The organism is Arthrobacter sp. JUb115 (assembly GCF_004365035.1).
Classification (GTDB): domain Bacteria; phylum Actinomycetota; class Actinomycetes; order Actinomycetales; family Micrococcaceae; genus Glutamicibacter.
The window spans coordinates 73258-89998 of record NZ_SOBS01000012.1 but is presented as its reverse complement, the minus strand read 5'-3'; the positions used below and the strand labels follow the sequence as shown (position 1 = coordinate 89998).

At 62.9% G+C, this 16741-nt stretch carries 10 protein-coding genes; 2 read left to right on the top strand and 8 right to left on the bottom strand.

Translation table 11 applies throughout. The features are described from left to right. Nucleotides 1-26: 26 nt before the first annotated feature. Entirely contained in the window at nt 27-2762 is a 2736-nt protein-coding gene (locus tag EDF61_RS16910) for an aminotransferase class I/II-fold pyridoxal phosphate-dependent enzyme (RefSeq protein ID WP_133834895.1), read from the top strand. A 169-nt stretch (nt 2763-2931) separates the two neighbouring features. On the opposite strand, the gene EDF61_RS16905 is transcribed toward EDF61_RS16910, so the two are convergent. From EDF61_RS16905 to EDF61_RS16885, 5 genes are all read right to left on the bottom strand, one after another. Next, nucleotides 2932-4173 (bottom strand): serine hydrolase domain-containing protein, encoded by a 1242-nt coding sequence (locus tag EDF61_RS16905; RefSeq protein ID WP_105658879.1) that lies wholly within the window; start codon nt 4171-4173, stop codon nt 2932-2934. Further along, nucleotides 4163-5788, bottom strand: coding sequence for a biotin carboxylase (locus EDF61_RS16900; protein WP_133834894.1), 1626 nt, complete (start codon nt 5786-5788; stop codon nt 4163-4165). The genes EDF61_RS16905 and EDF61_RS16900 overlap by 11 nt, the downstream gene beginning before the upstream one ends. A 226-nt stretch (nt 5789-6014) precedes the next feature. Beyond that, on the bottom strand, nt 6015-7418 hold the full coding sequence (locus tag EDF61_RS16895; RefSeq protein ID WP_166650866.1) for an NAD-dependent epimerase/dehydratase family protein: 1404 nt from the start codon (nt 7416-7418) through the stop codon (nt 6015-6017). 174 nt (nt 7419-7592) lie between these two features. Beyond that, nucleotides 7593-9098, bottom strand: coding sequence for a sodium/proline symporter PutP (gene putP, locus EDF61_RS16890; protein WP_133834892.1), 1506 nt, complete (start codon nt 9096-9098; stop codon nt 7593-7595). A 136-nt stretch (nt 9099-9234) separates the two neighbouring features. Further along, complete coding sequence (locus tag EDF61_RS16885; RefSeq protein ID WP_133834891.1) at nt 9235-10197, bottom strand: LysR family transcriptional regulator; 963 nt, start codon at nt 10195-10197, stop codon at nt 9235-9237. 233 nt (nt 10198-10430) lie between these two features. On the opposite strand from EDF61_RS16885, the gene EDF61_RS16880 reads away from it, so the two are divergent. Then, complete coding sequence (locus EDF61_RS16880; RefSeq protein WP_133834890.1) at nt 10431-13949, top strand: proline dehydrogenase family protein; 3519 nt, start codon at nt 10431-10433, stop codon at nt 13947-13949. A gap of 74 nt (nt 13950-14023) precedes the next feature. Here the strand turns inward: EDF61_RS16880 and EDF61_RS16875 are convergent, their stop codons facing one another. Genes EDF61_RS16875 through EDF61_RS16865 form a run of 3 tightly spaced genes read right to left on the bottom strand, consistent with a single transcriptional unit; the run spans nt 14024 to nt 16733 of the window. Then, nucleotides 14024-14623: a hypothetical protein gene (locus EDF61_RS16875; protein ID WP_133834889.1), complete on the bottom strand. Its 600-nt coding sequence runs from the start codon at nt 14621-14623 to the stop codon at nt 14024-14026. A 59-nt stretch (nt 14624-14682) separates the two neighbouring features. Beyond that, the gene (locus tag EDF61_RS16870; protein ID WP_133834888.1) at nt 14683-15855 is read right to left on the bottom strand and encodes an ABC transporter permease; all 1173 of its coding nucleotides are present in this window, start codon (nt 15853-15855) and stop codon (nt 14683-14685) included. After that, nucleotides 15852-16733 carry an ABC transporter ATP-binding protein gene (locus EDF61_RS16865; protein WP_133834887.1) on the bottom strand — a complete coding sequence of 294 codons (882 nt, stop codon included), beginning with the start codon at nt 16731-16733 and terminating at the stop codon, nt 15852-15854. Before EDF61_RS16865 ends, EDF61_RS16870 begins: the two co-directional genes overlap by 4 nt. Nucleotides 16734-16741 lie beyond the last annotated feature (8 nt).

Below are 16741 nucleotides of genomic sequence, written 5' to 3'. Positions count from 1 at the left end.
CAGGGGTGAAAGGAATACCGGCAACCGTGAGCAAGAGGTTGACCTACGGGACGAACCAGGGAACGGCTACGCCTGAAAGCGCGTGGCGCAAACGCAAGGACGCGTGGGAGCACTTGGGCTATGTGCTCAGCGAGATCTCTTCTGAATACCAGGAGGAAGACCGCCGCACGGAGCATGAGCTGGAAGCCGGCCGGTTGCTGGGGCTGCTGGCAGCCATAGAACCGTACTGGGCGAATCCCGGCATCGAATACTTCAACGAGGTTTCCCGGCTCATGTCCGGCGGGCAGTACGAAGATGCGATGAAGCTGGTCTACCAGGCGAACCAGACCTTCAGGACGCTGACCCAGTACATTGACCTTGAAGGCCATGACGAGGCGGAACAGGATCCATCCCAGCTGGGTAACGGTGCACCTGGCAACGCCAGGGTGCAGGCACCGATGGTGGAAATCCTGCTGGTGGATAATGGCCCGGCGGAGGAGATTGAGCTCTTCAAGGAAGAAATCGCCGAACAGCGCCAGCGCACCGATCCGTTCCACTACAACTTCGTGGTGGTGCCCAGCGTGGAAGATGCCTTGGCCGCGATCCTGATCAATCCCGGCATCCAGTCCGTCGTGCTCACCGCCCGCTTTGATGTGCGCACGCGCCGCCGGCTATCCTCGACGCTCAAGAATTTCATTGCCCGGCGGATGGAAGGCTATTTCCAATCCACCAGGCAGATCCAGGGCCTGCTGGATCTGGAAAACATCCTCGATGAACTGCGCCCCGAAGTCCCGGTGTACCTGATCGCCGGGGTCGCCCTGGAATCCATTGCCCACGAGATCACCGGGCGTTTCCGCCGGATCTTCTCGCGCAATGACCGGATGGACCTGCACCTGTCGATTGTCTCGGAAGTGCTCGAACGCTACCAGACCCCGTTCTTCAACGCCCTGCAGAAGTACGCCAAGCGGCCTGGCGGGGTCTTCCACGCCATGCCGATTTCCCGCGCAGGTTCGGTGCAGAACTCTCCCTGGGCCAGGGACCTGGTGGACTTCTATGGCAAGAACCTGCTGCTGGCCGAAACCTCGGCCACCTCCGGCGGGCTCGATTCCCTCTTGGACCCGCAAAGCTCCATCAAGAAGGCCCACGAGCTGGCGGCCCGGGCTTTTGGCAGCCACCGCACCTACTTCGTCACCAATGGCACTTCGACCGCCAACAAGATCGTGCACCAGTCGATTCTCGCTCCGGGGGACATCGTGCTGGTGGACCGTAACTGCCACAAGTCCCACCACTACTCGCTGGTGCTCGCCGGGGCGAACGTCAGCTACCTGGAGGCCTACCCGCTCAACGAGCATTCGATGTACGGGGCGGTGCCGCTGGAGGAGATCAAGGGACGGCTGCTGCAGCTGCGCCGCGAGGGCCTGCTGCACAAGGTCAAGATGCTGACCTTGACCAACTGCACCTTCGACGGGATCATCTACGACCCGCGCCGGGTGATGGAAGAATGCCTGGCCATCAAGCCGGATTTGGTGTTCCTCTGGGACGAGGCCTGGTTCGCCTTCGCAGGATTCCACCCGGTGTACCGCCAGCGCACCGCCATGACCGTGGCGGCCGTGCTCGAAAAGCAGCTGGAGACCGCGGATTACCACCAGCGCTACGCCGCGCAGCGTGCGGCCCTTCCATCACCGGGCACCGTGGAGCACCCGGAGAATGACCAGGCCTGGCTGGAGACCCGGTTGATTCCGGATCCGGAGCAGGTCCGCTTGCGGGTGTACTCCACGCAGTCCACGCATAAGACCCTGACCTCCTTGCGCCAGGGCTCGATGATCCACATCTACGACCAGGATTTCGCGGTGCGCAACCTCAACGCCTTCCGCGAGGCCTACATGACCCACACCTCCACCTCGCCGAACTACCAGATCCTCGCTTCGCTGGATATCGGCCGCCGTCAGGCGGAGCTGGAAGGCTACGCGCTGGTGCAGCGCCAGGTCGATTTGGCGCAGTCGATTTCGCGGGCCATGGCGCGCAACGAGCTGCTGGGCAAGTATTTCAAGATCCTGCATTCGACGGACCTGATCCCGCAGAAGTACCGCCAGTCCACCACGCAGAACCCGGTGCGCGACGGGCTGGCAGCCTGGGACGAAGCCTGGGCGGAAGACGAGTTCGTGGTCGACCCCTCGCGCCTGACCCTGGACATCAGCCGCACCGGCGTGGACGGGGACACCTTCAAGCACGAATACCTGATGGATGGGCATTCGATCCAGGTCAACAAGACCAGCCGCACCTCGGTGCTGCTGATGACCAATATCGGCACCACCCGTTCGGCCGTGGCGCACCTGATCGAGGTGCTGGTGAAGATCGCCGAGGAACTGGACCGCAAACGCCGGCTGGATGGGAGAGTGCTGGCACTGGGCAAGAAGCCTGCGGCCGAACAGATTCCCTTGCCGGACTTCAGCGCCTTCGCTCCTGAATTCGCAGGAGGCGGTGGAAGCGGGGACATGCGCTCGGCCTACTACCTGACCTACCAGGACCCGGCGACGCATTTCCTGTCCTCCGCGCAGATCCGCACCCAGCTGGTGAACGGAGAACGCGTCGTGTCGGCGGTATTCGTCACCCCGTACCCGCCGGGATTCCCGGTGCTGGTCCCCGGCCAGGTCATTACCCTGTGCATTCTGGATTACATGGACCGGCTCGATACCAGAGAGATCCACGGCTACCACCAGGACCTGGGCTACCAGGTGTTCACCTGCGAAGCCCTGGAACAGATCGCGGCGCAGCAGCCCTGAGCGCGAAGAGCGGCTTGCCTTGAACGCAGCTTGCGGACCCACCCGGCATCCCCGGGTGGGTTCCGGCTTCCGCGGCGAAGAACGCTGCACGCAAGAATAGCTGCCAGCACGGCAAAGGCCCTGATTCGCGCACCGAATGCGCAAATCAGGGCCTGAATCGTAAGCAGCCCTAAGGCTGTATTTTCCGTCCGGCCAGATGCGCCGAGATCGCCTCGAACGCACGAATGGTCGGGAACAGCTTGGAAGCATCCTGCGGCAGCGGCCAGCTGGAAAGCTTGACCGCGACCAGCTTGGTCGCCGGATCCATATAGATCATCTGGCCATGGATGCCCAGGGCCACCGCGGCCCCGGTGGCAGGGTTCGGGAACCAGATCTGGTTCCGGTAGTGCCCGCCGGGCATCATGTTGTCGCCCGGGGACTGGGCGAACGCCTGGACCAGTGCGGGATCGGTGGCGAAGGTGTCGGCGATCCATGCCTCGGAGAGAACCTGTTTGCCGGTCAGCGCACGCCCGCCATTGACATAGAGATGGCCGAAACGCGCCAAATCGCGCAGGCAGGCGTTGAATCCGCCGTCGAACATTCCGGTGCCGAATTGGTCAACGCCCATCACCAGATCCTGCTGGGCACCGAGCTTGGACCAGACATAATCCGAAAGTAGTTCCTGCAGCGGGGCGCCGCCGGCGGCTTCCAGCACCCAGCCCAGGGCGTCGGTCTCGCAGGAACGGTATTCGAAGACCCCGCCGTGCGGTCCCTTGGCCTGCAGGGTCAGCAAGAACTCGTACATCCCGATAGGCCCGATGCCGCCACGCGACGGGGCCCAGCCGATGGCCTCCTCCAGCTGGCGCACCTCGGCATTGGGATCCAGATACTCTTCGGAGAATTTGATCCCGGAGCGCATATCCAGCAGGTCGCGCACCCGGGCGCCGGCATAGCCGCTGCGTTCCAACGCCGGCACGTAGGTGGCTACCGCCTGCTCGGTATCAAGCATTCCGGCGTCCACCAGCGCCCCGGCCAGGGAACCCACCAGGGTCTTGCTGACCGACATCAGCAGATGATCGGTCAGCGACGTCATGGTGTTGTAGTACTTCTCCCAGAGGATCCGTCCATTGTGCATAACCAGCACGGCGTCGGTATTGGTCGCGTGCATTACCCCACGCACGGTCAGCGCCGGGTCGGTAATGCTCGCCTTGGCCACTTCCAGTTTGCCCAGCTTCTCCTCGGCCAGGTGCAGCCTGACGATCGGGCCATCGCCGCGCGAAACCTTCACGGTGGGATGGATCCTGGCGATGTTCTGGAATGAGCGCTTGATATTCTGCGGGTACTGCCAGGTGGCGATGTTCAGCGCCTTGCTGGGAGGACCTGCCAAGTTGGCCGCCATGTGCCCGGCGGCATCAGTCGCTTCAGTTGCCATGCTCTGATGGCGGAACGTCAATTCCCTTGTATTGGGATCGGATGCAGGAGATGAAGTGCTTGGCATCGATGCTGAGCTTGGTTTTCTTCTTGCCTTCGTACTGCAGCTTGGCCTTGGTGACCAGGACCCCAAGATCGGCTCCCTTCCATCGGTAATCCTCTACGCCGTAGATGCGCAGGAAGAATGCTTCCTTGTGGGTCTGCAGCTGGTGCCAGTCCAATGCGGAACGGGAAAATTGCAGCTTGCCGCGCGAGTCGAGGTAATAGTTTCCGGTGCGTGGGGCATGGGTGATGTACTGCAGGATGTCATCGGTTTCCTTGATGATCATGTGGCTCCAGACATCAGCCCCGCTCATCTCTTCCCAGCGAGCATTGATCTCGTCAACGTCCAGCTCGAATTCCACATCAAGGAATTCAAGCAGGTGGAAGAGGAACAGCGGCACGTCGGCATAGGCTCCGGCGGTGACGTTGGTGATGGCGCTGGCCCCGGAGATGCGCGGGTTCAGTTCGCCCAGGTACACCTCGTCGGTGTCGGTGTCCACCAGCACGTCCACCTCGAAGAAGCCGCGGTAGCCGGTGTCCTTCAGACCGTTGCCCACCTTGCGGACCAGATCGATGGCGCGCGAACGCTGCGAGTCGGTGACCACATCCGGGTGCATCTCATTGCCGCACCAGCCGCCCTTGTACGGAGTCAGTTCCTTGTAGCCGGCCAGTTCGGTCAGGATCGGCCCCACCACCGTGCCGCATTCGGTCAGCACTGCCTCAACGGCCACCGGCTGGTTGTTGATGCGCTTCATGATCTTGAGCTGTTCGCCGATGATGTTCTTGGCATGCGCCTTGAACTGCGCCTTCGAGTCGATGAAGAAGGTCGTCTTGCCCGAATCCCCGTAGGGGGTCTGGACCACCAGGTCCTTGCCCAGGCCGGCTTCCCCGGCCAGTTCCATGAGCTCGTCGTAGTTATCGGCGGTGCCCAGCACGTTGGGCACCGATGGTGCGCCGGCGGCATTGCCCAGCTTGGTGGTAACGATCTTCGAGTCCAGTTCGGTGCGCAAGGCGGCCGAGGGCAGGATCAGGTCGTAGCCCAGTTCCTCGCAGATTGATTCGGTTTCCTCGTCGAAGAAGACCATCGCGATCTTCGGCCGGGGACCGCCCGGGGTGCACTGGGAATCGATGTATTCGCGGACCTCGGAGTTCTCCAGCAGCCAGTTGTTGATCTCTTCGGCGCTCTGGAAATCGACATAGGGCTTCTCGGCGGGGGTGAAGACCCGCGGGTGGTGGCCGTCCCAGCCGTCGTAGTAGGTGATGTAGCTGAATTTGCGGACCCATCGGTCAAGGCCCAGCAGATTGACCGGGGTGGCGCCGAGGAAGAAGATCGGAGTGGTATTGGTGCGGAAGAAATGGCGAACTTCGCTCATGTTCTTCAGCTTGCGGTCCATGCGCAGGACCTTGGCCGGGGGATTCGCGGGTTCGGACTCGTTGTAGGCCGCGTCGACGGCGACGTTTGCGCTGAGCTGATCGGTAACAACGCGCGCCTTGTGGCGCAGCTTGTCCAGATCGCTGGGTTTGGGCATGCGGTGGCGAGAAGCCGGGGCGTGGGCTTCAAGAATGTTGGCCATGATGTGGAGATGTCCTTTGAAACTGTCCGAAGAAGGGCGGTTGCACGGCACAATGCGTGACAGTTTCATGCTCAGCGCTCATCGTAAGCACCGGCACACGTTCTGCTTAACGCGTGGTGAACATTGGACCCGCCCCCGCCGATGCGGCTTGTGACTTAGCATGCAACGGCAGGTTCGAGCCCAAAGCGAGGTAAAGGTTACTCCTTATTGCGGTAACTGGCGGCTGCTAGCCAGACACCGTCGATGCGAAATCCAGCTGCTGGAATTCGAATCCGGCCTGCTGCAAGACTTCGCTGGTGACCTTGCGGCCGGTCAACGCGACCCGGGCATTGGATCCCATGACCGCGGCGCCGATCTTGGGCAGCACCGAGCCGGTGGGCAGGCCAGGCAACCCCGCGATGGATCGCAAGGCGGCCATGACCTCGGCATTGCGCAGCGGCTTCGGGCTGGCGGCATGAACCAGGCCGGCAGGGATGGAGGGCTCTTCGAAGCCGAGCAGGCAACGGATCAAGCGCAGCCAGTCTTCCAGCCCAATCCAGCTGAACCACTGCTTGCCGTCCCCCAGCGGACCGCCCATGCCGGTATTCACCAGCAGGTTCAGCGGGCCAAGCAGGGGAGCATCGGGGTGCATCACCAGCGAGGTGCGCAAGAGATAGCGCTGCTCGGCGTTGACCGCAGCTTCGGCGAAGGCCTGCTCCCATGCCGAAGCGACCCCGGTCATTTCCGGCAGGGCGCGCTGGTCGCTGGGCACGGGGCTGGACTCGGTCAGCTCTTCCTCGCCGGCGTCACCGAAGATGGCGGTGGTGCTGGCCTGGATCCAGGTGGCCAGCTGGGGCACCGAGGCTGCGGCTTCGGCCAAGGTCTTGGTGGAGCCCACGCGCGAGTCGGTGAGCGCTGCGATGTTCTCCGGGGTGTTGCGCTTATCGACGCGCTCGCCAGCCAGATTGACCAGGTGCACCGTATTCTTGCTGGACAGCGCGCGGGCCCAGGGCCCCTGGTGCACGCCATCCCAGCTGTACTGCTCGGCAGGGAAATCATTTTCCGGGTTGCGGGTCAGCACCGATACGGAAATGCCGCGGCAGACCAGATCGGCGACGAGGTTGCGGCCAAGGAATCCGCGACCGCCGGAGATCACCACATGGGCATCGCGCTTGCGGTGCGCACCCGGGGCGATGATCCGGTACAGGCGGGCCGCCGCGATGGCGAAGTCCTTGCACAGGGCGTTGGCCACGGTGAATTTGAAAGCGGTGGTGCCCGGGCCGTTGAGCTCAGCGGTGAAGTGCAGCACGGATCCGTGCTCATGGGGCTCTACCTGCCAGCGCAAGACCATTTCACCGGCCGGCTGCGGCTGGGTGAACTCCACCATGAGGGTGTCCTGGTTGCGCCGGGTGATGGAGCCCGAAGGCGCGGTGCTGCGGTGCAGCGGGCCGAAGAATTTGCCCGGCGGCAGCAGGTCCACCTTGGTGCCCACGCCGCGCTGGTCGTCATGCACGACGAAGCCGTCGAAGCTCTTCATCCACTGGCCGGTCTGCGACAGGTTGCCCACGATCGAGTAGACGGCCTGCGGGTCAGCGGCCAGGAACTGTGACTCGGTGCGCTGCCAGTGCGTGAATTTACTCGTGGTGCTCATCTTGGAATAGTTCCTTCCAGCTCGGTTTCTCGGGCATAGCTCTAGGCTACTGTGCCCGGTGCACTTCGGCAGGATAGACATCGAAGCCTGCCTGAACTGTTACACCAGGGTCCGGGAACGGGAAAAGCTCCCTTGGTCCATGCGGACCAAGGGAGCTTCGGATCGGGGCGTTGGCTAGGCGGTAACCTTCGCGCCGACTTCCTGTTCCATTTCGGTGAACTCGGCATCGATGGTCGGGTTCGGGCGGTAGGTTGCCCGGGAGACCAGCCATGCGACAACCAGTGCGGCGAGGAAGCCCGGGACGATCTCGTACATGGCCGAGGCCAGCACGTCCACGTTGCCCCAGATGAACACCACGACGGCGCCGGTGACCATGCCGGCGAAACCGCCCACGGCGGTCAGCTTGCGCCAGTACAGGGCCAGCAGGACAACCGGGCCGAAGGCGGCGCCGAAGCCCGCCCACGCGAAGGAGACCAGCTCAAGGATGGAGGAGTTCGGGTTCAGCGCCAGCAGGGCGGCGATGACGGCCACCAGCAGCACGCCCGAGCGGCCCAGCATGACCAGGGCCTTGGGCGAAGCCTTGCGGCCGGTGATGTTGTACAGGTCCTCCACCAGTGCCGAGGAGCAGACGATCAGCTGCGATGACATGGTGGACATGATGGCCGCCAGCACCGCGGCGAGCACCAGGCCGGCGATCAGCGGGTGGAAGAAGATCTGGCTCAGCAGCAGGAAGACAGTTTCGCTGCTGGCCTTGTCCAGCGGCTGATCGGCGAAGTACGCGACGCCGATGAACGCGGTGGCGATGGCGCCCAGGGTGGTCAGGAACATCCAGCCGATGCCGATGCGCCGTGCGGTCTTCGCTTCGCCCGGGGTGCGCAGCGCCATGAAGCGCACGATGATGTGCGGCTGGCCGAAGTAGCCCAGGCCCCACGCTGCGGTGGAGAAGATGGCCACGGCGGCGAGGATCGCGCTGTTGTCGCTGAAGGAGGAGAACAGGTTGAACGCTTCGGGATTGACTTCGGTGACCTTCGAGGTGATGTCCCCGATGCTGCCGATCTGGATGACTGCCACAATTGGCACGGCAATCAGTGCGGCGAACATCAGCACGCCCTGGACCATATCGGTCAAGGATGCTCCGAGGAAGCCGCCGAACAGGGTGTAGAGCAAGGTGATTCCTGCCACGAAGAACATGCCCGCAAGGTACTGCCAGCCGAAGGAAGCCTCGAAGAACTTGCCTGCAGCCACCATTCCCGAGGATACGTAGAAGGTGAAGAACACCAGGATGATCACCGATGCGCCGATGCGCAGCAGGTGGCTGTTGTCCTTCAGGCGCTTTTCGAAGAAGCTCGGGATGGTGATGGCGTTCTGCGAGATCGCGGTGTAGGAACGCAGCCGCGGGGCGACGAACTTCCAGTTCAGCCACGCGCCGATGAGCAGGCCGATGCCGATCCATGCTTCGTGCAAGCCACCGAGGTAGATGGCGCCGGGCAGGCCCATGAGCAGCCAGCCGGACATGTCGGATGCGCCTGCGGAAAGGGCTGCGACCCACGGCTTCAGGCCGCGGTCGGCCAGCATGTAATCGTCAATGTTGTTGGTGCGGCGATATGCAATATAGCCGATGCCAAGCATGGCGGCCATGTAAATTGCGATCGCAATCATCTGGAAAGTCTGGTCGGACATTTTTCCTCATTACCGTTTGTGCCTGGGGCTTTTCTCAGCCGCCATAGGCGCGGATTTCTGTGGTGCGAGTCACCACTATGGCACTAATTCTCCGGTTTGTCGCCGGGTGCCATTTGGTCTGTGATCATTCTGTTATCTAGTCGACCGTATCGAAGTCTGCAGGGGTAGCCAAAATCGCGGAGTTGCTTGCATCACTCATTCCGGGCTGCGCGTGCAGCGATTTGCGCACCGCGCGGATGGCCGGGGACTGGGTGGAGGAATGCCGCATGGCGGTGAAGATGGTGCGCTCCGGAGAGCCGGGAAGATCCACCGTGCGCAGGCTGCTGCGCTGGTCGCGCAAAACCAGCTCCGGGAGCATCGCCACGGCGTTGCCTGAAGCGACTAACTGCACGTGAGCCTGCAAATCAGCGGTTTCGTAGCGCAGGTCCGGCTCGAACCCCGCAAGCCGGCAAGCCTGCAGGGCCCAGTGCCGGCTGGCGGCGCCCGCTGGCTCCACCACCCAGGGCAGGGAATTGGCATGCTCCAAGGTGTGCACCCGGTCGAATTCCGCGTTTCCGGCCGCGCCCCGTGCCGGCAAGGCCAGTCGGATCGGATCGTGAGTCAGAACACGCCGATCGAGGTTGTCATAGTGCGGTGCGGAATGCCCCGAGTACTGCTCCGCGACCACCAAATCGAAACTTCGGCTGCTGGTTTCATTCAGCGCGTCGGCTGGCTCCTGCTGGCTCATTTCCACCCGCAGATTGGGGTGCCTGGTGCGCAGTTCGCGCAGTACCGGCGGCATGAGCCGGAGCATGGCCGTCTGGAAAACCGCTAGCCGGACGGTTCCGGACACCGTGGACATGGCCGCGGACAGATCCGCTTCGGCGCGTTCCATGGAATCGAGCAGCTCTTCGGTGTGGGCCACCAGGATCTGGGCCTGCGGGGTGAGCTTGAGGGTGCGTCCGGTGCGCCGCAGCAGCTCCACTCCGGTTTCGGTTTCCAGCTGGCTCAGCTGCTGCGACACGGAGGAGGGGGAGTAGCTCAGCGCATCGGCCACCTCGGCAATGGTTCCGCGGATATGCAATTCGCGAAGCAAGCGCAATCTTCTCAGTTCAAGCACGGATTTCCCGCCATTCAGTTAATGGGGACTCACGGAGTCCAGACACTTCGGCAAAACCGAACGAACATCTTCGGTTTTGTTCACTTTTGCTTAAGACAATATAGGTTCATACTCGATCTTGCACACAGCTTTTCTTATCGGCCCACTGGCAGCAGCAGGCCGCCGGATTAGCCATAACGACATCAGCGTTCGGTGCCGAACCACAAGTACGAATTGCATCGAAGGGACCACCAGTGTCTTTCACCTCCACCCAGCACGTAGTGCCAGCCGCACTAGATGCCGACGGCAACCCGCTCACCTCGCCGGCCGAACTCGCTGACGACGTCATCAAGCTGGTGCGCCGCTGGCTCACCGAAGCTTCCGAATATCCCGTAGATGCCGCCGCCGCCCGCCTGGCCGGAGTGCTCAAGGACCCCAAGGGCCTGGACTTCACCGTAGGCTTCGTCGATGGCGTGATCCGCCCCGAAGACCTGAACGTCGCGGCAGCCAACCTCAAGGCGCTGGCCCCAATGGTTCCAGGCTTCCTTCCCTGGTACATGCGCAAGGCCGTCGCAGTTGGCGGCGCCATGGCCCCAATCGTGCCGCAGGTAGTTGTCCCCATCGCCCGCAAGGTCTTGCGCGAGATGGTCGGCCACCTGATCATTGACGCCTCGGATGCCAAGCTGGGCGGCGCGATCTCCAAGATCAAGCGCGAGGGCGTGGATCTGAACGTCAACCTGCTCGGCGAAGCGATCCTCGGCGAAGGCGAAGCGGCCCGCCGCCTGGATGGCACCACCAAGCTGCTGGAACGCGATGACGTGGACTACGTGTCGATCAAGGTCTCCTCCACCGTCGCCCCGCACAACCACTGGGCGTTCGATGAAGCCGTGGAGCACATCGTGGACAAGCTGCAGCCGCTGTATGAGCTGGCTGCCAACAGCCCGAAGAAGAAATTCATCAACCTGGACATGGAAGAGTACAAGGACCTGGAGCTGACCATCGCGGTCTTCACCAAGAGCCTGTCCAAGCCCGAATTCAAGGACCTGCCCGCCGGCATCGTGCTGCAGGCCTACCTGCCAGATGCCCTGGGCGCGATGATCCAGCTCCAGGAATTCTCCGCGGCCCGCGTGGCCGAAGGCGGCGCACCGATCAAGGTCCGCGTGGTCAAGGGCGCCAACTTGCCAATGGAAACCATGGAAGCTGACATCCACGGCTGGCCGCTGGCCACCTGGCACACCAAGCAGGACTCCGACACCAGCTACAAGTCCGTGCTGGAATACGCGCTGCGTCCGGAACACGTGAAGAACATCCGCATCGGCATCGCCGGGCATAACCTCTTTGATGTCGCGCTGGCTTGGCTGCTGGCCAAGTCGCGCAACGCCACCGACGGCATCGAATTCGAAATGCTGCTGGGCATGGCCACCGGCCAGGCCGAAGCGGTGCGAAAGGACGTCGGCTCGCTGCTGCTCTACACCCCGGTGGTGCACCCGCAGGAATTCGACGTGGCCATCGCCTACCTGATCCGCCGCCTCGAAGAGGGCGCCAGCCAGGAAAACTTCATGTCCGCAGTCTTCGAGCTGGCCAAGAACGAGGCCTTGTTCGAACGCGAGAAGAACCGCTTCCTCGCATCCCTGGAAGCCATGTCCAATGTGGTCCCTGCCCCGCATCGCGTGCAGAACCGCCAGGTCCAGGATCCGTCGCTGAGCACCCGCGTGGCGGGTTTCGCCGACGGCTCCACCGAATTCTTCAACACCCCCGATACCGACCCGGACCTGAACCAGAACCGTGCCTGGGGACGCGAGATCCTGGCCAAGATGCAGGAATCGCCGCTGGGCAAGGAACTGGTCAAGAACAACACCCTGAACAGCGCCGGCGAACTCGACGAGTCCATCGCCATGGGCGTGGATGCCGCCGCCGGCTGGCAGCAGCTGGGCTCGGCCCAGCGCGCGCAGATCCTGCACCGTGCCGGCCTGCTCTTCGAGGAGCGCCGCGCCACCTTGCTCGAGGTCCTGGGCTCCGAATGCGGCAAGACCATTGACCAGGGCGATGTGGAAATTTCCGAGGCCATCGACTTCGCGCACTACTACGCGGAACTGGGCCGCGAACTGGATGCCGTGGATGGCGCGAAGTTCGTCCCGTCGAAGCTGACCGTGGTCACCCCGCCATGGAACTTCCCGATGGCGATTCCGGCCGGTTCCACCCTCTCGGCGCTGGCCGCCGGTTCCTCGGTGATCATCAAGCCTGCCAGCCAGGCCGCCCGCGTGGGCGCCGTCATGGTGCAGTGCCTGTGGGATGCCGGCGTGCCCAAGGACGTGCTGCAGCTGGTCTTCGTGGGCGATCGCTCCCTGGGCCAGCAGCTGGTCTCCGATGAGCGCGTGGACCGCCTGATCCTCACCGGCGGCTACGAGACCGCGGAACTGTTCCGCTCCTTCCGCAAGGACCTGCCGCTGCTGGCTGAGACCTCCGGCAAGAATGCCATCATCGTCACCCCGAACGCCGACCTGGATCTGGCTGCGCGCGACGTCGTGCAGTCGGCCTTCGGCCACGCCGGACAGAAGTGCTCGGCAGCTTCGCTGGTGGTGCTGGTGGGCTCGGTGGCTGAATCCCGCCGTTTCAACAACCAGCTGATCGATGCGGTGAAGTCGCTGAAGGTCGGCTACCCGTGGAACCCCGAATCCCAGATGGGTCCATTGATCGGCGAGCCGGGCGAAAAGCTCAAGCGGGGCCTGACCACCCTGGGCGCCGGCGAGCGTTGGGCCATTGAGCCGAAGCAGCTCGATGACTCGGGCAAGCTCTACTCGCCGGGCGTGCGCTACGATGTGGCCCGCGGCAGCGAGTACCACAAGACCGAATACTTCGGCCCGATTCTCGGCGTGATGACCGCCAAGACCCTGGAAGAAGCGGTGGAGATCGTCAACGAGGTGGACTACGGCCTGACCTCGGGCCTGCATTCGCTGGATTCGGCGGAGATGGGCTACTGGCTGGAGAACATCCAGGCGGGCAACATCTACGCCAACCGCGGCATCACCGGTGCCATCGTGCAGCGCCAGCCGTTTGGCGGCTGGAAGAAGTCGGCCATCGGCGCAGGCACCAAGGCCGGCGGCCCGAACTACCTGGTCGGCATGGGCTCCTGGGTGGACGCCCCCGCCACGCAGGGCGCAGCGCTCTCGGCATTCGACCAGCGCCTGCTGAACACCGCAGAACTGGATTCGGAGCAGGCGCAGTGGCTGGGCTCGGCACTGGCCAGCGACAAGCTGTGGTGGAACAACGAGTTCAACCAGGCCAAGGACCGCTCGGGGCTGGTCGCCGAGCGCAACATCTTCCGCTACCGCGCGGTTGACGTGACCGTGCGCTTCGAAGAAGCCACCAGCGGCCACGGACTGGCCGAGGCGCTGCGCGTCATTGCCGCCGGTGTCACCGCAGGTTCCCGCGTGATCTTCTCCGCTGACGTGCAGCTGCCCTTGGGCGTGCGCAACCTGTTGGCCGAGAACTCGGTCACCGTGGTGCGCGAAGACGCTGCGGCATTCGCCGCCCGTGCTGCGAAGCTGGCTGCGAAGACCGGTCCGGAGTCCGCTGCCCGCATCCGCCTGATCGGCGGCTCGATGAAGGCTGTCGCCGAGGCAGCCAACGGCAAGCCGGATGTGGCCATCTACGCATCGCCGGTGACCGCTGCCGGACGGGTGGAGATGCTTCCATTCCTGCATGAGCAGGCGGTATCCATCACCGCTCACCGCTTCGGCACCCCGAATCACCTCAGCGATTCGCTGATCTAGCAGGCAAGCGCATAAAGCAGTGGCCAGCATCCATTCATTTGGATGCTGGCCACTGCTTTATGTTGGAAAGCTCTTTACTTCTTGCGTACCTTGAACTTGGCGACCAGAAGATCCGCGGTGGCGGAGAGGATCGCCGGAAGAATGTAGCGCGCCAAGGTCACCAGGGTAAAGGCGAGTACGGATCCGCTGGCCGAACCAGCCACGGATAGGGCCGCAAATCCCAGGCCCACCGCCGAGAGCAGGCCGACGATCCAGCCAGCGAGCTTGCGGGGACGCAGGACGAACCAGCCAACCAGCGAAAGCACCGGCAGGAGCAGGCCCCAGACGGTGAAGTAGCCGGTGTACATTCCTTGCAGATCCAGCGCGGAGACCAGGAACCAATCGCCATACTCCACGGTGTCCAGTACCGGCAGCTTCAGCAAGATGTCCAGGACCAGCGACAGCAGGACCAGCAGCATCGCGAAGACCTTGGTGTCCTTGCGTGCTTCGAGCAGCCAGAAGCTGCCGATGGCCACGAGCCTGATCACCCATAAGGCGATCAGTGAGAGCAGGCTGCCGCCGGTGACATAGTCGGCGGTGGACAGCAGTGTGGATCCGGTGATGCCGGCGATCAGCACCAGCCAAACAATGATCAGGCGGGCCGGCAGATGCAACAGTGGTTTTTCTTCGCTCACTTAGCCAAGTCTAATGAAACTGGCTGTGCAATCCCTTTTCCTGTTCTTGGCAGGCTGGCTCAGACCTCGAGCTTCAGTGCCTTGCGCAAGGTCAGCGCGCCACCGGTGTGCATCACTGCCCTGCCGTAGATCTTCTCGGCAAACAGCAGCACGAGCCAGCAGGCAGCCAGGAGAATTGCCAGGGAAAGAATCGGCTCCCAGATAGCTACCTCGCCGGAGAGCAGGCGGCTAGGCATCGCCGCCGAGGAGACGATAGGAATGTACGAAGCGACCACCAGGAAGCTGCCCTTGGCATACAACCCGATGAACAGCACCGCCATCAGGAGGCCCACCACGGGCCCGCTGGATTGCTGCAGATCCTCGGTACGGGTAGCCAAGGAGCCCAACGCTGCCCAGATCCCGGCCAGAAGCAGGAAACCGCCGAAGAAGAACACCACGAACCACCCGGCCACCTGGGTGACAACTCCGAGGAACGGGATCTGGATCGGGGAAATGTAGGCAGCCAGCAAGCCAATGCTGAGGAAGGCCAGGAGCTGGATCATTGCGAGAACGACATTCCCGATGATTTTTCCTGCCAGCAGCTGGCGCAGCCGGATGGTGCTGGCCAGGATCTCGACCACGCGGTTCTGCTTCTCCTCGATGACCGAGTTGGCGATGGGCATGCCGAAGAGGAATGCGGCCATGTAGAAGAGGAATGAGAAGACCAGCGCCATGGCACTGGCCATCGCGGCCCGTTCGGAATCGCCATGGAGCTGATCGAGAATGAGGTCCTCGTTATCGGGCAGGCTAGCTGATTCCAGTCCGGCCTCGGCCAGCAGCTGATCGGTCTTCACGGTTTTCATTGCTTCGCGGACCAGAGAACTGAGCTCTTGGTCGACCGCGTTGAAACCGGTCAGCGTGAATTCCTGCGCATCGGCCGAACCGGACAAGGTCGCGTTCAGCCGCTCAGCGGATAGCTGCTGCTCCGCCTGTTCAGGAGCGAGCCTGGAAATGCTCAATTCCACGTCTTCGGGGCGATCCTGGATCACCTGCTCCAGCACCCGGAAACTGGCATCGTCGGTGGCCGCCACGGCGAAATTCGACGTGCGATTGGCGAGGAAACCGGTAAGGGCGACCGATCCGATGATGAATAGCAAGGTCACGATGGTGCTGATGATGAAAGCTTTGTCGCGCAGCTTGGTTTCGACTTCGCGCAAGGCGACAATGAGCCATGGAGCCGTGGTGGTGTTCACTTGATGATCTCCCGGTAGATGTCGGCCAGCGAAGGGCGATGGACTGCGAACTCTGCGACGGGCCCGCGGCTCATGGCGGTGGCGAGCACGCGTTGGGCATCGGATTCGGAGTCGAAATTCACCAATGCGTCATGGCCTGAAATATCGATAACGGTGACCCCCGGTTCATTGCGCAGCCAGCCCGTGTCGGAGCCCAGGGACAACCGGTGCCGGGATGCCTGCGTCGCACGGAGCCCGGCTGCCGATGAATTGGCCAGGATCCTGCCTTCCTGGATGATCACCAGGTGGTCCACCAGCACATCGAGCAGATCCAGCTGATGCGAAGAGAAGAGCACCGGTACGCCACGCGCTGCATAGTCGCGCAGGATGGAGCTCATTGCGTCCACCGCGATCGGGTCAAGTCCGCTGAAAGGTTCGTCGAGGATGAGCACGTCGGGTTCGTGCAGCAGTGCTGCGGTGACTTGCACGCGTTGCTGGTTGCCCAGGGACAGGGATTCGAGTTTCGACTTGGCGCGGTCAGCCAAACCAAAACGGGCCAGCAGTTCCATGGCCCGTTTGCGTGCTCCGGAGCGGGACAGGCCATGGAGCTGTCCGAGGTAGACCAGCTGGTCTATGACCGGCTGCTTGGGATACAGGCCGCGTTCCTCGGGCATGTAGCCGAAGTTGGGGCGGGTGGCTCCATTGAGCGGTTGGCCGTTGAGCGAAACAGAACCGGAATCGGCGCTGAGCAATCCCATGATGATGCGCATGGTGGTGGTCTTGCCGGCACCGTTGGCACCGACGAATCCGGTGAGCGCGCCGCCAGGTACGGTGAAGCTGATGTCATCGAGCACCAAATTCTGTGCAAATGACCGTGACACATGGTTTAGCTCAAGCATGTTTTCCT